The organism is Alteromonas sp. NFXS44 (assembly GCF_040148705.1).
GTDB lineage: Bacteria > Pseudomonadota > Gammaproteobacteria > Enterobacterales > Alteromonadaceae > Alteromonas.
Map to the genome: position 1 here is coordinate 18,055 of NZ_JAGDEA010000001.1, position 18,895 is coordinate 36,949.

An 18,895-nucleotide genomic window follows, 5' to 3' on the forward strand; every position below is an offset into this window, starting at 1 on the left:
TTGCGTTTAGCCTCCAGTGCGTTAATCTTAGCGGAAAGGCCAATACACCGGACTCTCGACGGGCTTCAGAAACGAAAATAGCTACCTGTGTCACTGGGCGTTCAGAAACACGGCGTAAACCCATCCATGGGGCCTCGGCTGCCGCATCCCTGCGGCAGACGGTTTCTGAACGCCCACTGACTCCGGTTTTACGCTATTTTCGTTTCTGAATTTGCGTAGACTCCGGTATTGACCATTATCCTAATAAAAGTAACTTCAAAACTGAGAAAATATGGCTTTTCTTTCACAGCGCGGTATGAACAACGTAGTGATATTTTCTATGTTGCTTATGATTGCCTTGTTCAATCTGGATACATTTCTGCCATCGGCAAAAGCGCCCGCCGTGGTGCCGTTGATCCCGCAAGACGCTTATGTATTAAAAATAGAGCAGGGGCAGAGCCAACTGGTCAGAAACGGACAAGGTTGGCGGCAGGTTTCTCCGGACCCGGAGATTGTCACTACTCCCGCGCAGCAAATCAGCGCCTGGCGTTCAGCAACGTTGCAGCCTGAAGAAATGTCGGCGGAGCCGCAAACTGAGCCTCTGGTAGCAGTGGTGTGGCTGGCCGGCCAGTCTGACGGCCTGGTGTTTGCCTTTTATCCCCAACAAGATAAAACGCTGGTGAAAACAGAGAATGCCTGGTACCGCCTGAGTGATGCTACACTCACCGGTTTACTACCCTGGGATCAATAGGAAGTAATGTTCTATGCCTGAATTACCTGAAGTTGAGGTAAGCCGCCTCGGCATTTCGCCCTGGCTGATGAATCAGACAATCAGCAAAATCATTGTGCGTGATAAGCGGCTTCGCTGGCCTGTTCCGGATGATATTTTTAAGGCTGAGGGCTGTGAGATCCGTAACATCCGCAGGCGGGCGAAATATTTACTGATAGATACCGGTAACGGAGAGATTGTGCTGCATCTGGGTATGTCCGGTAAATTACGTGTGATTGACGCCACGCATCCGCCGGTTAAACATGATCATATCGATATTGTGCTTGAGAGCGGTAAATGCTTACGTTTTAACGATCCCAGGCGCTTCGGAGCCTGTTTATGGCAGCCAACAGGTGAGATGCATAAACTGCTTCTGAAACTGGGGCCTGAGCCGCTTACAGACGATTTTGATGCGCAACGGCTGGTGGAACTGGCAAAAGGGAAAAAGAGCCCGGTGAAAACTTTCATCATGGATAATGACGTGGTGGTGGGAGTCGGGAATATTTATGCCAATGAAGCGCTGTTTATGTCTGGTATCGACCCGCGCCGTGCAGCTGGTCGTGTCAGCGCAAAACGTTATGCTGTGCTGACAGACGCCATTAAAGAAGTGCTGGCAAAAGCCATTGAACAGGGCGGTACTACACTGAAAGATTTTGCTCAGAGCGACGGTAACCCCGGCTATTTCGCCCAGCATTTAAGAGTCTATGGCCGTGCCGGAAAGGAGTGTGAAGTGTGTGGCAGTGAAATCAAAAGCGTGGTGATTGGACAGCGCAATACCTTTTACTGTCCTGACTGCCAGAAATAGCTTTCATTGAGAAACACGGCGTAAACCTATCCAGCGGGTCCTGACTGCCGCATCCCTGTGGCAGACGGTTCATCACATTCTGCCAGCCATCACTTACCGTGAAAGCGCTGCTTCAGCGCTTCTTCCACGACAGGATGACAAAAATCAGTCACTTTACCCTTATGCAAAGCCACTTCTTTGACCAGCGTGGATGAGATAAACGAGTTTTCTTCTGCCGGGGTCAGAAACACGCTTTCTAATTTCGGATTCAGGCGGCGGTTCATATTCGCCAGTTGAAATTCGTACTCGAAGTCCGACACCGCCCGCAGACCACGGATAAGTATCGTAGCGTTAATTTCATCCGCGAACGCGGCAAGCAGTCCGGTAAAGCCACGCACTTCTACGTTAGGTAAGTCTCTGGTGACTTCACGAATCATCTCCACCCGTTCTTCCAGCGAGAAAAGTGGCTTTTTGCTGGGGTTTGACGCAATAGCCACAATGACATGTGAAAACATTTGGGAAGCACGCTCGATTAAATCTGCGTGCCCGTTTGTTATCGGGTCAAAAGTGCCCGGGTAAATGGCTCGTGTGTGCATAGTGTGTCTTCTTTTCTGTAGAGATAACGAAATTACCTGTCTGCGGGCTGACTTTCAATCACACAGATTGCAAGCCCTCAAGAAAGGCATTCCAGTCGCTTTGCTGCCAGTGAAATCCGGCATGCTTATTTTTTTCTTTAACCAGTGAGCGTAAAAAACGCGCCACGTTTCGGGTTTTCCATTTATCGCCGGCGCGGAAGTCACAGCGATCAAAATCAATGATCCAGATTTCTTCCCGACTATCTATCATCACGTTTCTCACATTCAAATCGTGATGGTACACACCGGCACGGTGCATTCTGGCTACGGCAACACCTGTAGCAAACCATTTATCTTCCGGTAACGGTTGGCGGCATAGCACAGCATGCAGATCCTGACTTTCAGGAATCATTGCGGTAATTAAATCCCCCCGGTATACCAGACCACTACGCTGTACATGTGCTGCCACCGGGCGGGGTACGTTCAAACCCTGGTCCCGCATGGCTGACAGCAAACGAAGTTCTTTAAAGGGACGTGTTGCCTCAAGTCCGCCAAACACATACTGGTCGTCAAGCAATTTGCCCGGTAATCCGCCGCGACGATAATGGCGCAGCACAAGCGCATCTCCATCTACGTCCAGAAATAACGTGGTTCCCCGGCCTTTCGCCTGACCGGTAACAGCACCTTTCTCCTGCCACCATTGCGGGTCAAACCACTGCGGTGTAATTTGCGGATATTCATCTGCGCAGATCAGGATATGGTGACTGCCTGCTGACACTTGTTTTATCGCCATGCTGCATCGTTAATGTGGTAAATTGGTCATTGTAATGAAAATTTCACAGTTTTCAGCTTTAGAGGTGGGTCCTTGAAGAAAAAGATTTGTTTGATGAGGTTGTCTGCTATTGGCGATGTCTGCCATGCGGCGGCGTTAGTCCATCGGATAAAACAACACTGGCCGGATGCAGAGTTAACCTGGGTCATCGGCAAAATTGAATATGAGCTGATGAAGATGTTGCCGGACGTCCGTTTTATCGTGTTCGATAAAAAGCAGGGCAAACAGGCCGTTAATGCCCTGCGCGAAGCCGTCAGCGGAGAATATTTTGATGCATTGCTGATGATGCAGGTGGCATTAAGAGCGAATCTGGCTTCAAGGGTTATCAAGGCCCGTGAGAGGATCGGCTTCGACTGGGCCCGAAGCAAAGAGCTTCACTGGCTGTTTGCCAATAAAAGGGTCAAAGCGAAGCAGCATGCGCATGTTCTGGACGGCTTCATGGATTTCGGCGACGCACTTGGTCTGCCTCCTGACGGAAAGCCTGAGTGGGATTTACCCTTGCCTGAAAGTGCTTTTGAATTTGCCGCAGAACTGGCAGAAGAATACGGCCGTTTTGCGGTAATCAGCCCTGCAGCAAGCAAAGCTGAAAGAAACTGGTTACCAGAGCGCTATGCGGCGGTTGCTGACCACCTGCATGAAAAAGGCATTCCGGTGATACTGTGCGGTGGCCCCGGGCCGGTTGACCGGCAACTTGCCGATGCCATTTTACGTTGCACCAGTCATATCGCCCGTGATCTTGTAGGTAAAACATCATTGCACGATATGCTGGCCGTGCTTGAGCAGGCATCACTGGTGATCGCACCGGATACCGGCCCTGCGCATATGGCAACGATGGCCGGCACTCCGGTTATCGGTTTATACGCCCACTCTAATCCCCGCCGGACCGGCCCGTACAATGATTTACAGCACGTAGTGTCGGTTTACGATGAGTGCATTAAGGAGCAAACCGGCAAATCCTGGGAATCACTGGCCTGGGGAACAAGAGCAAAAGGACCGGACTTGATGTCCCGGATTTCAACAGCCAGTGTCATTCAAATGGTTGACCAGTTGCTGTAGATTTATTGGTCATTTTGTATGAATGTGATTTTCCTCAAAAAAAATCACGCAAAATGGCCAGAACCCTCTACACTGTATATACGCAAAATTCTATCAGACACGTTTCTTTAAGGATGAGGTGTCATTTGCTCATTTTCTTCCGCCAGGACGTTGCGAACAGACAGGGTCTCCCGCTGCTACGGATGTTTGTAGCCTGCATCATTCTGTGTATCACTTTTTCAGCCCATGCTTCTGAAGCGGCAGTGATTCTGCATAAAAATATTCAGCAACATCAACTTACCCGCAGTGAAGTGCGCGATATTTTTTCAGCCCGCAAACAGTACTGGCCCGACGGCACAAAAATTACGGTGTATGTGCTGGAATCAAATTCAGATGCTCACCGGGACTTTTGCCGGCAAGTGCTGAAAATGTTTCCCTATCAGCTGGAAAGGCTGTGGAATCAAATCATTTATTCCGGTCAGGGAGAGCGGCCTCAGACTCTCGCTACTCAAACTGAAGTGCTGGAAGCCGTAGCCAGCACGCCGGGCGCCGTCGGCTATGCGTATCAGGGTACCTGGTCGCAGGACGTCAGGGAGGTTACCGTACCATGAAGTCTTTTCCTGCCATTTTTGTACTTTTCTTTTCCGCACTGGTCGCCCGGGACTGCCTGGCTGAAGATGCGTTCAGCTGGCACGGGTTTCTCTCTCAGGGAATAAGCCAGTCAATCGACAGCGACTTTATCCATGAAGATGATGAAATCAGCTTTGACCTCACTGAGTTGGGTATAAACATGCGCTACGACATGAACGCCTCCCTTGCTGTGGTCGGGCAGGCTGTTTATCTGAATGGCGGTAATCGCTATGAGCGCGGTGCCAGAATTGATTATTTGTTTGTCGACTGGCGTTTGCCCGATATGGAAAACTGGACCGCAAATATCAACCTGGGCCGTTTTAAAAGTCCGCACTGGTTATATTCCGCCACCCGGGATGTACCGCAAACCCGTTCTACTATCATTCTGCCGCAGTCCATTTATTTCGATAATTTCCGTGATGTAGCGCTGGGCAGTGATGGAGTGTTACTGCAATTGTACCGCTCCTCTGACGAGGGAAATCTGAAGATTAACTGGAGTTATGGCAGTTCCCCCATGAGCAGCTATCAGACAAAAGCGTTGCTGGGCGAATTTGCACAGGGAGAATTGAAGCAGGACTATGCCCATCAGTTCAGTGTGTTCTGGCAGCCGCCGTCACTGGACTGGCAACTTGGCGCGAGCTGGCTGGATTCCGACTTCACTTACCATCCATCTGCCAATGAAAACCTGTTCGAGGGCGGAAGGACCGTCAGGTTATATACGTTGTCTGCGGTTTACTATGCGGAAAACTGGGAGTTTAATGCAGAGCTGCAGCGTAATCACAGTCGTGATTTCGGCGGCTATTCACCAGCCTTCTTTGATGAAAATAAAGGGGAAGGGGGATACGCCCAGATCCGTTACATGCTCAACTCTCAGTTTACCCTGACGCTGGGATACGACATGTATGTCTCCGACCGCAATGACCGTGATGGTGAAAAGCTTGAAGCAGCAACCGGTGGTGTCATTCCTGCTTATTTTGGCTATGAGAAAACCGCTACGGTAGGTGTGCAGTGGGATCCAAGGCCCAACTGGCGTATCCAGGCCGAACACCACTGGGTAAACGGAGCCGGCCGGCTAACCAGCATTCCCGGCCCTCAGAATACACCAGACACAGCCGGGTACTGGCGAATGTGGGCAGTACAGGTTATGTACTGGTTCTGATATGAAAGTTAAAGTATCGGTTACCACCAAATTACTGAGCATTGTTGTTGCAATGATGCTTACTGTAACAGTCGCTATCGCGGTAATGCTGATTGCGCAGTCGCAAAGCAATATCGAGCAGCAGCACAAAGACTTCCAGCTTAAAAATCAGCGTCAGATGGCATGGATGGACGAATTGTTTACTGTAAGGCTGTTGGTCTGGGTGGAAACTTTTTCCCGCTGGGGCCATACCGAAACCTTGTCAGAGCAGGAATTACTTAACGCTTTGAAAGAGTCTGAGGATGCGCTGAATGTCAGCCTGCAAATCAGTGATATGTGGCTGTTCAATGCAGACGGTAAGCTGATAACCGGCAACCGTGAAAAGATGCCCGCGTTTATACCGGAAATGGAACAACATACCCGGGATCAAATTCGCCCGCAGAACCGGTTTGATTGTCGTGAGATGTGTTACCGCTACGTGACCGCGCCCATCATGATAGAAGATCAACAAATTGCGGTGCTGGTGCTCAGTTCCAGCTTCGGTGAACTTCTGGCAGCACTTTCCCAGTTCTCCAGCGCTTATAAAATTGCCATTGTGCGCTACGAAGGATACAGCGCTGACAATATTGATTTAAAAATTGTCAGTCAGTTGTCGAATCAGAATCAACAAATCGTCAATTCTGTACTGGCGGCGACACCCTCTGATGCCACCACTGAAGGGATGGTTGAACGGGGCGTGCTGGTCAAACAGGATAAGAAGCGCTTGCTGGTGAGCTTACTGCCTATGTCTGAACAGGATTACTACATTCTGTTTATCCGCGATATTACGGCGGTTGTTGAGTCGGTGAACGCCTACCAGAACATGGTTATTGGTACCGCCATCACACTTTTCTTTCTCTTTACTATTTTGTTGCTGTTACTTATCCACCAATATAAAACCAAGTTGCTTCAGCTGGTGGAGCGGCTCCCGTTACTGGCAGAACACAGGTATCAGGAGTTTTCCCACGGCAGTAGTTTTCGTCGTCAATGGAAAGACAAGCTGTTCCCTGATGAACTCGATTTGCTGGAAGAAACGGCGCATAACCTTGCTGAACGGCTGGAAGAACAGGATTCAAAGATTGCAGCTTCGAACGCCCAGCTTGAAAACATGGCCATGTTTGATGGCCTGACAGGCCTGCCAAACCGCACAATGATGACCTTTCAGATTGAAAAACACATTGTGAACGCCACCCGGGATCAGGGGCTGGCTGCGGTGTTATTTCTCGATCTGGATGATTTTAAAAAGGTTAATGACAGTCACGGCCATGATGTCGGCGACAAATTAATTCATGCTGCTTCTGAGCGTATAGCCAATGCTGTGGGTGAACACGATCTCGTCGGGCGCTTTGGCGGAGATGAGTTTGTTATTTTACTCAGTAAAGTTCGTGATAAAAGCGAAGTGGAAGCGGTGGCGAAATCAGTAATTAACGTGTTTTCACGGCCTATTCAGGTAGATTCCCTGCCGTTTTACGTGTCTACCAGTATCGGTGTTGCCATCACTAATCAGCCCGAAACAACGGCGATGGAGCTGTTGCGGCATGCTGACATTGCCATGTATGAAGCCAAAGCGCTGAAAGGTGCTTCTTTCAAGCTTTACGATGCATCGATGAATATTAAGGTCATGCGTAAAGTAGAACTTGAACGGGAAGCCCGTGTGGCGCTCAGAGAAAACCAGTTCAGTCTGGCGTTGCAGCCTCAAATCAGTATTGATACTTTCCGGCTGGAGGGCTTTGAAGCGCTTATCCGCTGGTATCATCCGGTAAAAGGATATATTTCCCCGGGGGAATTCATTCCCATGCTGGAAAATACGCCGTTTATGCTGGAACTGGATTACTGGGTACTCACCCGTTCTCTGCGTATTCTCAATGAGCTGAATATCAGCGGATACAGTGAACTGAAAATGGCAATTAATATCTCTGCTGCACAGTTTTCAGATATCACACTGCCCAATTTTCTGGCCCAGCAACTGGCGCTCTATGAACTGGCGCCGGATAAAGTGGAGCTGGAGCTGACAGAAACCGCGCTGGTGTCTGATATGGATTCCGCCATTGATGTGTGCAAAGCCTTGCAGGATATGGGGTGTCTGGTAGCCATCGATGACTTCGGGACCGGTTATTCTTCGTTGAGTTACCTGAAATCCCTGCCTGTAGATTACGTAAAGATCGATCAGTCGTTTATCAGCGGCATGCTGGATAATCCGGAAGATGCCAATATTGTGGAATCTACCATTGCCCTCGTCAGGAGTCTGGGAAGAACCGTAATAGCTGAAGGGGTGGAAACGCCGGAACAACTGGGCAAACTGGGAGAGTTTTACTGTCATCAGGCCCAGGGTTATTTAATCAGCCCGCCCATTCCTGAAGCGCAACTCTGGGAGCGGCTGGAGAAAAACGTCAAAGACGGCTGCTGGCAAAATGTGGATAAACGCAACGCCGGCATTTCTCAGCATCAGTTCGAGTTTTGATCTCAGAAATAGTCTGCAAATGCCGGGCAAAGGTGTGCGAAAAAATTTACACTCCCCGTCTACAGGTTTGAACCCTTGATACAGCAAGGCTGTACCCATCAATACCCAACCATTAGAATACGCGTTTTCGACGACGGAGAGAAACATGTCACAGTCATTTATCACGCATTTGCGTGAGCAGATAGAAGAAGTAAAACAAGAAGGTCTGTACAAAAATGAGCGGGTTATTACTTCACAGCAGCAAGCTGACATTGCCGTCGACGATGGCAGTGAAGTCATTAACTTTTGCGCGAACAATTATTTAGGTCTGGCCAATCATCCGGATCTGGTATCGGCAGCCAAAGAAGGCCTGGACAGTCATGGTTTTGGCATGGCGTCGGTGCGCTTTATCTGCGGTACGCAGGATATTCACAAACAACTGGAAGGGAAAATCAGCGATTTTCTGGGCACCGAAGACACCATTTTGTACCCGTCCTGTTTTGATGCCAATGGCGGCTTATTCGAAACCTTGCTCGGGCCGGAAGATGCGATCATTTCTGATGCACTGAATCACGCCAGCATCATCGACGGTGTCCGCTTATCCAAAGCAAAACGTTATCGCTATGCGAATAACGATATGGACGCACTCGAAGCGCAACTGAAGCAGGCCGTTGCTGATGGCGCACGGTTTAAAATTATCGCCACCGACGGTGTGTTTTCCATGGACGGCGTTATCGCCAACCTGAAAGGCGTGTGCGACCTGGCAGACAAATACGATGCGATGGTGATGGTTGATGACTGTCACGCTACCGGTTTTCTCGGTGAAAATGGCCGTGGCAGCCACGAATACTGTGACGTTATTGGCTGCGTTGACATCATTACCGGCACGCTGGGTAAAGCCCTTGGCGGAGCATCCGGCGGTTACACCTCCGGCAAGAAAGAAATTGTTGAATGGTTACGTCAGCGCTCACGTCCGTACCTGTTTTCTAACTCCGTAGCGCCTCCCATCGTATCTGCCTCACTGAAAGTGTTCGATATGATGGCTGACGGTCATGCATTGCGCGAGCAACTGTGGAAGAACGCCGTGCATTTCCGTACGCGCATGGAAGAAGCGGGCTTTACTCTGGCGGGTAAAGATCACGCCATCATTCCGGTCATGTTAGGTGATGCCCGTCTGGCCAGTGAAATGGCCGAAAAAATGCTGGCGAAAGGTATTTATGTTGTGGGCTTCTCTTATCCCGTCGTACCGAAAGGTCAGGCCCGTATCCGCACGCAAATGTCAGCCGGTCACACCATTGAGCATGTAGATAAAGCTGTGGATGCGTTTATCGAAGTGGGTAAAGAGTTAGGAGTTATCTGATGAAGTCACTGGTAAAAGCGCACCGCGAACCCGGGATTTGGATGCAGGATACGGCAGAGCCGGAAGTGGGTCACAACGATTTGCTGATTAAAATCCGTAAAACCGCCATCTGCGGTACCGACATGCATATTTATAACTGGGACGAATGGTCTCAGAAAACCATCCCTGTACCCATGGTCGTTGGTCATGAGTATGTGGGTGAAGTTGTGGGCATGGGTCAGGAAGTGGCCGGTTTCAAAATTGGTGACAGAGTGTCCGGTGAAGGTCATATCACCTGCGGGCATTGCCGTAACTGCCGTGCCGGGCGTCGTCATCTGTGCCGGAATACCGAAGGGGTTGGTGTTAACCGGGCCGGTGCTTTTGCAGAATATCTGGTGATTCCTGCGTTCAACGCATTCCGCATTCCGGATAACATCAGCGATGATATGGCGTCAATCTTCGACCCGTTCGGTAACGCTGTGCATACCGCATTGTCCTTTGACCTGGTCGGTGAAGATGTGCTGATTACCGGTGCCGGTCCTATCGGTATTATGGCTGCGGCAGTAGCGAAGCATGTTGGTGCACGTCATGTGGTGATCACTGACTTAAATCCGTACCGTCTTGAACTGGCCGAAAAAATGGGTGCAACCCGTGCGGTCAACGTGGGGACCACCTCATTAAAAGATGTCATGAACGAACTGGGCATGACCGAAGGCTTCGATGTGGGCCTTGAAATGTCCGGTGTTCCCGCTGCTTTCCGTGACATGTTAGATAAGATGAATAATGGCGGAAAGGTTGCTATGCTGGGGATCCCGCCAACTGATGTGGCGGTAGACTGGAATCAGGTGATTTTCAAAGGCTTAACCATCAAAGGTATTTACGGCCGTGAAATGTTTGAAACCTGGTACAAGATGGCCAGTCTGTTACAAAGTGGTCTGGATATTTCTCCTGTTATTACCCATCAGTACAGTATCGACGATTTTCAGAAAGGGTTCGATACCATGGGGTCAGGGCAGTCCGGAAAAGTTATTCTTAACTGGTAGTTATCAACAATGTCAGAATTTCAGCATATCAGCGTACAGGATGCAGCAGCCAGACTCGGCGAGTTTGCAGTTGTCGATATTCGTGATCCGCAATCTTTTGCAACAGCGCACATGCCTGATGCACTTCATCTCAGTAATGACAATTTCGCTGAATTTCTGACAAACACTGCCAAAGACAAACCCGTGCTGGTGGTCTGCTATCACGGCGTCAGCAGCCAGCAGGCGGCTAACGTTATCGCGCAGCAGGGCTACGATTCCGTGTACAGCATGGACGGCGGCTTTGAAGCGTGGAAGCTCTCTCAGGATGTGGTGACAGCATAAACGTGAGTACACCGTTAATTGCTATTACCAATGAAAGTTACGCTCATCTGCTGGCGAATTATCTGACCAGCCAGCAGTTACCTTCTCAGGTTGCAGATTCTGAAAAAGAGGGTGAGTACATTATTGTACTCGCTGACGGCGGAGACGTTAGCCGTGCGACTGCAATTTGCGAAGAGTTCATCCGTCAGCCAGGCCATCCTAAATATCAGCAGGCTGCCTGGGAAAACGGTGAGCACGTGGCATTACATCCTTCGAAGTCCGGTAATCTCAGCATCGGCAATTTGTTGTCGTGGGCGAAAACTGCGCCGTTTGCAGCCTCCGTTCTGTTCATCTGTACACTGGTTTATGCCTTATCCTGGCTCGGTTTCTTCGGCACTGTCAGTCAGTACCTGAAAATGCAACCTGTGGGACAGTTGCTGCAAACCCATGAGTACTGGCGCCTGATTACGCCTGCATTCATACATTTCTCTGCCCTGCATTTTATCTTTAATCTGCTGTGGTGGAGCATGCTGGGCGCGCAGATTGAACGCACCTTTGGTTTCTCCATGTTGCTGCTGGTGTTTGTGGTCTCCGCGATAGCATCAAACCTCGCGCAGGCTGTGGTCAGTGGTCCTGCCTTCGGCGGTTTGTCCGGTGTGGTTTATGCCGTACTCGGATTCGTATGGTGGATTGGCTGGCTGAGACCGTCCTGGGGATTGTCTATTCCCAAAGCCATTGTCGGTTTCATGCTGGTGTGGCTGGTGCTGGGCTATGCTGATGTGCTGTGGGTGAACATGGCCAACACGGCTCATACTGTCGGCCTTATCAGTGGTTGTTTGATGGCGGCGTTACTGGCACTGGGCTCAGGCCGCCGCAAACCGGCTCAGCTGTGATACAAATACTTGGTAAAGATGACGTCTTTTACAATGCTGGCGCCGGTCTCTTTACGCATGTGATCCTGCAGCGCCTTTAAAATCGCCAGCCGGATGTCTTCCCGTCCGGTGAGCGATTTCACTTTATCTTCCGGTTGTTGACCAAATATTTCGATGGCTGTCGCACGCAATAATGGCAGGTGATGCTCCGCAATATCGAGTACATCCACACTGTCTATCATCAATTCTACCGTGACCCGCACATAGCCAAGTTTTTTCGCAGAAGGACCAATGTAATTAGTAATGATGTCCGGCTCCAGGCTCAAATACCCGTAGTTCGGAGCATCCTGGGCATGGCTTGAAAAGCTCAGCAGGCTACAAAGTAATGACAACGCTGCGAATGCACGAAGAGATAACATTTTCATAGGCTATACAGAATTTCAGTCAGTTAACGCGTTACAAGTATGAGTGTAGTTTAGCAAACGCCGCGAAATAAACACCGCAATATAGGGTATCTTTGCACAGGACTTTGGGCTCAGTGCTATACCAATGCTAAGATAGGACCGTTATCTTCAATGGTGTATTAGTCTTTGGAATTAGATTTAACCTTTCCCGCCGGTCTTGATGTTGCCTGGGAAGCTGCCAGTGCTGCTCAGGCTTTGCCGGTCAGTGCCCGTTCCTGGTTGCTGGACACCGGATCATTGACCGACCGGATAGAATCCCTTACAGACAAATTTTCTCTGGCACTGGTGGGGGAAGGCAATGCGCCGCTCCATGATGCTGAATTATCTTGTCTCAGTGCTGTGGCGCCACCAGATGGCGACGGTAAATACATTGTTCGTGAAGTCCTGCTGCAGAATGGCGGCACGCCCTGGGTATTCGCCCGCTCGGTAATTCCGCTGGTGCTGATGGAAACTGAATTTAATCAGCTTGGCAGTCAGCCTCTGGGTAAGCGTTTATTTAATGATGACCGCTTCGAACGCGGCGCCTTTGAGTTATGTAAAGTGAATAATTCATCTTTCGCCGGCGATACCGGTGTCACGCTTCTTGGCCGGCGCTCCTGCTTTCATTACCGGCAGCACGCCCTGCTGGTCGCTGAATTGTTCTTACCTGCATCACCTGTTTATCAAACGGAACGTTAAACATGTCACTTGAATTGTCTTTTAGTAACTGGCGGGCGTACATGCAACTGACCCGCATGGACAAACCCATCGGTATTTATTTACTGCTGTGGCCCACTATTTGGGCGCTGGTTATCGCAGCCGGTGGCCTGCCGGATTTAGGGATCTCGCTGATATTCATCGCCGGCGTGGTATTGATGCGTTCTGCCGGCTGTATCATCAACGACTACGCAGACAGAAAAGTAGATGGCAGCGTAAAGCGCACCAATCAGCGTCCGCTGGTGGCGGGCACGGTAACTGAAAAAGAAGCTTTGCAGCTGTTTGCTTTGCTGGTCGGGATCTCGTTTTTACTGGTTTTACTGCTTAACTGGCAAACCATTGCACTGTCAGTCGTTGCCCTGTTACTTGCTGCCAGTTATCCGTTTATGAAGCGCTACACCCATATGCCACAAGCTGTGCTGGGCGCGGCATTCGGCTGGGGGATCCCCATGGTCTTTGCCGCCACACTGGGATATGTACCCGTTGAGGGCTGGCTGCTGTTTATTGCTAATCTGGCATGGACCATCGCTTACGATACTTACTATGCCATGGTCGACCGTGACGATGATTTGATTGTCGGCATTAAATCGTCTGCCATTTTATTTGGTAAAAACGACCGTCTGATCATTGGTTTACTGCAACTGTTCACGCTGGGGGTTCTTACAAGTATTGCGATTTCACTGAATTACGGCTGGCCAGTGTATGTGGCGCTGGTGGCCTGTGCCGTGTTATTTGCTATTCAGTCTTATGAAACACGGGAACGCGGGCGGATGGCCTGCTTTAAAGCGTTTCTGGATAATCACTATGTCGGTTTAGTGTTTGCTGTGGGGTTAATGGTCGACAGAATAGGCCTTAACGCATTGTAGCGTTAAGGCATGTGTTGCAACGCCGGAGCACTTAAGCGTCCGGCGTGTTGTCTTCTTCAAGCTTAGCCAGACGGGCTTCCAGGGCTTCCAGTTTTTCACGGGTGCGGATCAGTACCTGGCTTTGAATATCAAACTCTTCCCGCGTAACAAGGTCCAGTTTGCTTAACTGGGCCTGCAATACCTGCTTCACCCTTGCCTCGGCTCCTTCGGCCATATTACGTACCCCGGGCGGTACAGCGTCTGAAATTTGTTTGGCGATTTCTTCGAGTTTTTTCGGATCAAGCATACTATTTCCTTTATAATGCGCGTCATCGCGACTATGCGTTTCGTATTCTAATTAGATGCGGCGCACATGCAATTAAAAAACCGTCATTCTCTCAAACCGTTAGCTCGCTCCTTTTCATTATGAAGTTAAATGATGCACAACAATCTGCTGTGACGTACGTCTCCGGACCTTGTCTGGTACTGGCTGGTGCCGGAAGCGGAAAGACGCGCGTAATCACCAATAAAATAGCTCACCTGGTGAGGGAATGTGATTTGCCGGCGCGGCAAATTGCCGCTGTGACCTTTACCAATAAGGCTGCGCGGGAAATGAAAGAGCGGGTAGGGCAGACTCTTGGCAAGCAGGAAGCCAGAGGCCTGAAAGTGTGTACGTTCCACACCCTGGGCCTGACCATCATCAAGGCTCATGTCAAAGAGCTTGGGCTCAAACCCGGCTTTTCATTATTTGACGATAAAGATTCCACAGCGCTACTGAATGACCTGACCGAAGACACTATCGACGGCGACAAAGATCAACTTCAGTTGCTGCAAAGCTGTATTTCAAACTGGAAGAATGACCTGTTATTACCCGATGCGCTGGCGAAAAAAGCCACCAGTGCCGGTGAACGGGAATTTGCGGAAGCTTACCGCCATTATCAGAATCACCTGCGAGCTTATAACGCGCTGGATTTTGATGATCTTATCCTGCTGCCTACCTTACTGCTTAAAACCAATGAGCAGGTCAGGTTGAAGTGGCAAAGTAAAATCCGCTATTTGCTGGTGGACGAATATCAGGATACCAACACCAGTCAGTATGAACTGGTTAAACTGCTGGTGGGAGAGCGGGCAAGGTTTACTGTGGTAGGTGACGACGATCAGTCAATTTATTCCTGGCGTGGTGCGCGCCCGCAGAACCTGCATTTGCTGCAAGAGGATTTCCCGAAACTGAATGTGATTAAGCTGCAACAGAATTACCGGTCTTCAGGCCGGATCCTGCACTGCGCCAACATTCTTATTCAGAACAACCCGCACCTGTTTGATAAAACCCTGTTCTCTGAGATGGGCTACGGCGAACCCTTACGTGTTCTCTCGGCCAAGAATGAAGAACATGAAGCGGAAAGAGTCGTCGCCGAACTGATTGCGCATAAGTTTATGAACCGCACCCAGTACAAAGACTACGCGATTTTATACCGTGGTAATCACCAGAGCCGGCTATTCGAAAAGCTGCTGATGAGTAACCGTATTCCATACCGTATCAACGGTGGCATGTCGTTCTTCGGCAGAACTGAAGTGAAAGACATCATGGCCTACCTGCGTTTGCTGGTGAATCAGGATGACGATAACGCCTTCCTGCGTGTTGTTAATACACCGAACCGGGGAATTGGCCGTGCAACACTTGAGAAACTGGGGAATTTTGCTAATCAGGTCGGTATTTCGCTGTTTGCTGCTACCACTCACTCCGGTCTATCCGGCGTATTAGGAGAATCGGCTTACCAGCGTGTTGCCGGATTTGGACGGTGGGTGGTGGAAACCTCGGATAATGTAGTTCGCGGCGACAGCAAAGCGGTATTAAGGGATATGATCCGCTCCATGCAGTACGAAGAGTTTCTGTATGAGCATAGTCCCAGTCCCAAAGCGGCTGAAATGGCCATGGCTAACGTCAGTACCCTGTTTGGCTGGGTGACTGATATGCTGGAAGGGTCCGATTTAGATACACCGATGACCATGCAGGAAGTGGTGAACCGCCTTATTTTGCGCGACATGATGGAGCGGGGCGAGGAAGATGGCGAAGCCGATCAGGTGCAGCTGATGACACTGCATGCCTCAAAAGGTCTGGAGTTTCCGGTGGTGTTCCTGGTGGGAATGGAAGAAGGCTTACTGCCTCATCAGAGCAGTATTGATGAAGATAACGTGGAAGAAGAGCGCCGCCTGGCTTATGTAGGGATCACCCGTGCCCAGCGTGAACTTATCTTCAGTCTGGCGAAAGAGCGCAGACAGTTCGGTGAAGTTATCAACCCCGAACCCAGCCGCTTCCTCTACGAACTGCCTGTAGATGACGTAGTCTGGGAAGAAAAGAAAGTGAAGCCCTCAGCAGAACAGCGCAAAAAGACCAACGAAGCCGGACTCGCCAGCTTAAAAGCCATGTTAGGGAAGAATTGAAGCGCGTTGTTACGCGCGTTTCTGCCTTGCCACCGGTTCCGGTGTTGAAAGTATTTTGCCCTGGGCATAGTGACAATCAATTTCATTTAGGGCTTTAAGCTGGGCTCTGGCGTCGACGCCTTCGGCGATAACGTCGAATTTCAGATGTTCTGAAATCAGCATAACCGACTGGATCAGCTTCAGGTTCCGTTGTGAGCGGGGGAGGGATTTCACGAATCTGTGGTCAATTTTGATGTAGTCGAAAGGGTAGGCAAACAGGTAGCTCAATGATGCCAGACCACTACCAAAGTTATCCAGCACCAGGGTGATGCCGGCCCGTTTCAGTTTCTTAATCGCAGGCAGGATAAACTGGGAACGCCGGTTTAAATCGTTTTCATCAAACTCAAACACCAGCCGGTCAGGGGATACCTTATATTCTTCTACTAACTGCAGAATTTTCGTGACCAGCGATGCCTGCAGCAGGTGATTAATCGACACGTTCACTGCAATCTTTTCGATGCCGGCAGGTGCTTCCGCTTCGTTGTTCAGCACTTCACAGGCTTTACGGAGCTGGAATAAATCAAGGTCGAGTGTCAGGCCGCTTTGCTCTGCCACTTCCCGGAAATGCTTACGGTTAACTTTACCGTGTCTCGAATGCTCCCAGCGCACGTACAGTTCGTGATAAAACGCGCTGTCGTTCCGCAAATCCATCACCGGTTGCAGATAACAGTCGAACTCCTCCTGGCGCAGAGCAAGACGGAACTCGTTTTCCAGCTCAAGCTCCTCAATCAGGCGGTCGCGCATGGATTTATCGAACATCACAAAACGGCCACGTCCCAGCGTTTTGGCCTGGTACATAGCTGCATCTGCATCCCGCAGCACTTCATCAGCGGCGCGGTAGTATGACTCAAGATGAGCTATTCCCACGCTCGCGCCGGAATACATCTCCTTGCCATCAAGAAGGAAAGGTTTAGAAATCGCATCAATGATACGGGTTGCTACGTCTTCAGCGGCGGCAGCATCTTCAAAGTTATCCAGCAATACCACAAATTCATCACCGCCAAGGCGGGCAAGCAGATCGTGTCCGCGGATACACAAAGCGATACGGCGGCTGACTTCGATAAGGAATTCGTCGCCGGCATGATGCCCGAGGGTATCGTTAATGGTTTTGAAGCGATCTAAATCGATAAACAGCACTGCAAACAGGTTTTCAGGGTAGCGCTGCTTGTTGGCAACGGCCAGCTCAAGCCGGCTGGTGAACATCGTGCGGTTGGGTAAGTCGGTGAGACTGTCATGATGCGCGTCATGGATCAGTTTAAGCTCTATTTCTTTTCGTTCTTCAATCTGCTGCTTCAGGAAGGAATTGATTTTATCAAGTTCCCGGGTGCGTTCTCTGACCTTTTCCTCAAGCAGTGCATTGTATTGCTGAATCGCGTCGGTATTTCGCTTTCTGCCGATCGCTGCTGCAATGTGATGGGAGACAAAGCGGAGCAGTTCGAGATCTTTAGCCGTGTATTTAGCCAGCTTACCGTAGGTCTGAATGCCTATAACGCCGGAAATTTTTCCGTCTACCACTAACGGGGAACCAAGCCAGGAGTTCGCACTTTTCAGCATTCGCTGGGCAGCTGCCACATCCAGTTCGCCTTCCTGAGTCAGTTCCAGGACCCGTGGCGGGTTGATAAGCTCTGTCTGGCCTGTACGTAAAACGAATTCCGATAAGCCCAGTCCCAGCGGCCGGCGTTCAATTGTATCTTCGGTGGTGTCGCTGAAGTAGGGGAAGTCGAGGTATTCTCCGGTTTCATCCAGCGTGGCAATGTAACAGTTAGGAGCAGTGATCAGGCGGGCCAGTATTTTGTGTATGCTGGCGTAGAAGGCATCCATATCGCCTTCCAGGTTCGCCGACAACTCTGAAATTTCATACAACGCCTGTTGCAGGGTTTCTATTTTCTGGCGCTCAAGAATTTCTTCCTGTAACTCATCATTGATTTTACGAAGTTGCCGCGTTCTGTCCCGGATGGTGCGCTCAGTGAGCTCGCGGCTTTTTACCCGGTCTACCGCATTCACAATGTGCTGGGAGACAAACAACAACACTTCCAGATCTTCATCTGTATAGAACATTGTGTCGTCGTAAGTTTGCACCACCATTGCGCCGATAACCTGCGAGCCACGCTTTAGCGGTACACCGAGAAACTGATGGGGAACAGCGCCAACAATGCTCACCCCGGTTTCACGGGTGAAGGCATCCTGATTCTCTTGTTCGAGGAATACATGACGACCGGTACGCAGAATGTGGCCGGTGATCCCGTCCATCAACGATTCTGCCGGGATTTGTCTGATAGTCTGCTCGTCGAACTCATCGACAAAATAAACAAAGTTAACGAGGTTGGCGTCTTTTTCGTAGAAGGCAACGAAGAAGTTATCCGCATTCATGAAGTCACCAATGATTTCATGGATAGCGGGATAGAGGCGGTTTAGATTGCTGACGGAACTTGCCAGTTCGGCAATATCGAAAAGCGCTTTCTGTACTCGCTCAGACCGTTTGTACTTGTCCGTAAGTTGTTGCAGCTGCGGTATGAGTTCGCGAAGCTCTTCCTCTGACAACTCGTACTGCGTTGACTCTGAAGACATCCTGATAAGCCGGTTATTATTCTGTTTAGTACCCGCTAATAAATTAACCGATTTGTATGAAAAATG

Annotated in this window: 18 protein-coding genes; 13 read left to right on the plus strand and 5 right to left on the minus strand. The window is 50.0% G+C overall.

What is annotated here, in order from left to right; genetic code table 11:
- Positions 1–271 precede the first annotated feature (271 nt).
- On the plus strand, positions 272–730 hold the full coding sequence (locus J3369_RS00100) for a hypothetical protein (protein WP_349582280.1): 459 nt from the start codon (positions 272–274) through the stop codon (positions 728–730).
- A gap of 13 nt (positions 731–743) precedes the next feature.
- Complete coding sequence (gene mutM / locus J3369_RS00105) at positions 744–1,553, plus strand: bifunctional DNA-formamidopyrimidine glycosylase/DNA-(apurinic or apyrimidinic site) lyase (RefSeq protein ID WP_349582283.1); 810 nt, start codon at positions 744–746, stop codon at positions 1,551–1,553.
- 89 nt (positions 1,554–1,642) lie between these two features.
- Here mutM and coaD read toward each other — a convergent pair whose 3' ends face one another.
- A complete protein-coding gene (coaD, locus tag J3369_RS00110) occupies positions 1,643–2,128 on the minus strand; it encodes a pantetheine-phosphate adenylyltransferase (protein ID WP_119499466.1) in 486 nt (161 codons plus the stop codon).
- 58 nt (positions 2,129–2,186) lie between these two features.
- On the minus strand, positions 2,187–2,900 hold the full coding sequence (locus J3369_RS00115) for a 3-deoxy-D-manno-octulosonic acid kinase (RefSeq protein ID WP_303573157.1): 714 nt from the start codon (positions 2,898–2,900) through the stop codon (positions 2,187–2,189).
- 93 nt (positions 2,901–2,993) lie between these two features.
- Here J3369_RS00115 and J3369_RS00120 point away from each other — a divergent pair, with 93 nt between their 5' ends.
- The 8 genes from J3369_RS00120 (at position 2,994) to glpG (ending at position 11,796) form a co-directional block, all read left to right on the plus strand.
- Positions 2,994–3,995 carry a glycosyltransferase family 9 protein gene (locus J3369_RS00120; RefSeq protein WP_502877399.1) on the plus strand — a complete coding sequence of 334 codons (1,002 nt, stop codon included), beginning with the start codon at positions 2,994–2,996 and terminating at the stop codon, positions 3,993–3,995.
- 182 nt (positions 3,996–4,177) lie between these two features.
- On the plus strand, positions 4,178–4,585 hold the full coding sequence (locus J3369_RS00125) for a type 2 periplasmic-binding domain-containing protein (protein ID WP_349582289.1): 408 nt from the start codon (positions 4,178–4,180) through the stop codon (positions 4,583–4,585).
- Positions 4,582–5,763, plus strand: coding sequence for a hypothetical protein (locus tag J3369_RS00130; RefSeq protein WP_349582292.1), 1,182 nt, complete (start codon positions 4,582–4,584; stop codon positions 5,761–5,763). The genes J3369_RS00125 and J3369_RS00130 overlap by 4 nt, the downstream gene beginning before the upstream one ends.
- A 1-nt stretch (position 5,764) precedes the next feature.
- Complete coding sequence (locus tag J3369_RS00135; protein WP_349582295.1) at positions 5,765–8,242, plus strand: putative bifunctional diguanylate cyclase/phosphodiesterase; 2,478 nt, start codon at positions 5,765–5,767, stop codon at positions 8,240–8,242.
- Positions 8,243–8,387: 145 nt separating this feature from the next.
- On the plus strand, positions 8,388–9,581 hold the full coding sequence (locus J3369_RS00140) for a glycine C-acetyltransferase (protein ID WP_349582298.1): 1,194 nt from the start codon (positions 8,388–8,390) through the stop codon (positions 9,579–9,581).
- The gene (tdh, locus tag J3369_RS00145; protein WP_119499472.1) at positions 9,581–10,603 is read left to right on the plus strand and encodes an L-threonine 3-dehydrogenase; all 1,023 of its coding nucleotides are present in this window, start codon (positions 9,581–9,583) and stop codon (positions 10,601–10,603) included. The genes J3369_RS00140 and tdh overlap by 1 nt, the downstream gene beginning before the upstream one ends.
- Before the next feature lie 9 nt (positions 10,604–10,612).
- Entirely contained in the window at positions 10,613–10,924 is a 312-nt protein-coding gene (gene glpE / locus J3369_RS00150; protein WP_349582301.1) for a thiosulfate sulfurtransferase GlpE, read from the plus strand.
- A gap of 2 nt (positions 10,925–10,926) precedes the next feature.
- Positions 10,927–11,796, plus strand: a complete 870-nt coding sequence (gene glpG, locus J3369_RS00155) for a rhomboid family intramembrane serine protease GlpG (protein ID WP_349582303.1) — start codon at positions 10,927–10,929, stop codon at positions 11,794–11,796.
- Here glpG and J3369_RS00160 read toward each other — a convergent pair.
- Entirely contained in the window at positions 11,787–12,200 is a 414-nt protein-coding gene (locus tag J3369_RS00160) for a flagellar basal body-associated protein FliL (protein WP_442858435.1), read from the minus strand. The two genes, glpG and J3369_RS00160, sit on opposite strands and share 10 nt — an antisense overlap.
- 165 nt (positions 12,201–12,365) lie before the next feature.
- On the opposite strand from J3369_RS00160, the gene J3369_RS00165 reads away from it, so the two are divergent.
- Both J3369_RS00165 and ubiA read left to right on the plus strand, forming a co-directional pair.
- Complete coding sequence (locus J3369_RS00165; protein WP_349582306.1) at positions 12,366–12,917, plus strand: chorismate--pyruvate lyase family protein; 552 nt, start codon at positions 12,366–12,368, stop codon at positions 12,915–12,917.
- A 2-nt stretch (positions 12,918–12,919) separates the two neighbouring features.
- Entirely contained in the window at positions 12,920–13,801 is an 882-nt protein-coding gene (gene ubiA, locus J3369_RS00170) for a 4-hydroxybenzoate octaprenyltransferase (protein WP_349582309.1), read from the plus strand.
- Positions 13,802–13,832: 31 nt separating this feature from the next.
- Here ubiA and ubiK read toward each other — a convergent pair whose 3' ends face one another.
- A complete protein-coding gene (gene ubiK, locus J3369_RS00175) occupies positions 13,833–14,087 on the minus strand; it encodes a ubiquinone biosynthesis accessory factor UbiK (RefSeq protein ID WP_119499477.1) in 255 nt (84 codons plus the stop codon).
- A gap of 119 nt (positions 14,088–14,206) precedes the next feature.
- Between ubiK and rep the strand changes: the two genes are divergently transcribed.
- Positions 14,207–16,222, plus strand: a complete 2,016-nt coding sequence (gene rep / locus J3369_RS00180) for a DNA helicase Rep (RefSeq protein ID WP_303573167.1) — start codon at positions 14,207–14,209, stop codon at positions 16,220–16,222.
- Between the two features lie 9 nt (positions 16,223–16,231).
- Here the strand turns inward: rep and J3369_RS00185 are convergent, their stop codons facing one another.
- Positions 16,232–18,829, minus strand: a complete 2,598-nt coding sequence (locus J3369_RS00185; RefSeq protein WP_349582312.1) for a sensor domain-containing phosphodiesterase — start codon at positions 18,827–18,829, stop codon at positions 16,232–16,234.
- Positions 18,830–18,895 lie beyond the last annotated feature (66 nt).

Bases quoted from the DNA above. Each gene is read 5' to 3' on its own strand.
- J3369_RS00100 (WP_349582280.1), top strand. From the start codon at position 272: ATGGCTTTTCTTTCACAGCGCGGTATGAACAACGTAGTGATATTTTCT.
- mutM (WP_349582283.1), top strand. From the start codon at position 744: ATGCCTGAATTACCTGAAGTTGAGGTAAGCCGCCTCGGCATTTCGCCC.
- coaD (WP_119499466.1), bottom strand. From the start codon at position 2,128: ATGCACACACGAGCCATTTACCCGGGCACTTTTGACCCGATAACAAAC.
- J3369_RS00115 (WP_303573157.1), bottom strand. From the start codon at position 2,900: ATGGCGATAAAACAAGTGTCAGCAGGCAGTCACCATATCCTGATCTGC.
- J3369_RS00120 (WP_502877399.1), top strand. From the start codon at position 2,994: ATGAGGTTGTCTGCTATTGGCGATGTCTGCCATGCGGCGGCGTTAGTC.
- J3369_RS00125 (WP_349582289.1), top strand. From the start codon at position 4,178: ATGTTTGTAGCCTGCATCATTCTGTGTATCACTTTTTCAGCCCATGCT.
- J3369_RS00130 (WP_349582292.1), top strand. From the start codon at position 4,582: ATGAAGTCTTTTCCTGCCATTTTTGTACTTTTCTTTTCCGCACTGGTC.
- J3369_RS00135 (WP_349582295.1), top strand. From the start codon at position 5,765: ATGAAAGTTAAAGTATCGGTTACCACCAAATTACTGAGCATTGTTGTT.
- J3369_RS00140 (WP_349582298.1), top strand. From the start codon at position 8,388: ATGTCACAGTCATTTATCACGCATTTGCGTGAGCAGATAGAAGAAGTA.
- tdh (WP_119499472.1), top strand. From the start codon at position 9,581: ATGAAGTCACTGGTAAAAGCGCACCGCGAACCCGGGATTTGGATGCAG.
- glpE (WP_349582301.1), top strand. From the start codon at position 10,613: ATGTCAGAATTTCAGCATATCAGCGTACAGGATGCAGCAGCCAGACTC.
- J3369_RS00160 (WP_442858435.1), bottom strand. From the start codon at position 12,200: ATGAAAATGTTATCTCTTCGTGCATTCGCAGCGTTGTCATTACTTTGT.
- ubiA (WP_349582309.1), top strand. From the start codon at position 12,920: ATGTCACTTGAATTGTCTTTTAGTAACTGGCGGGCGTACATGCAACTG.
- ubiK (WP_119499477.1), bottom strand. From the start codon at position 14,087: ATGCTTGATCCGAAAAAACTCGAAGAAATCGCCAAACAAATTTCAGAC.
- rep (WP_303573167.1), top strand. From the start codon at position 14,207: ATGAAGTTAAATGATGCACAACAATCTGCTGTGACGTACGTCTCCGGA.
- J3369_RS00185 (WP_349582312.1), bottom strand. From the start codon at position 18,829: ATGTCTTCAGAGTCAACGCAGTACGAGTTGTCAGAGGAAGAGCTTCGC.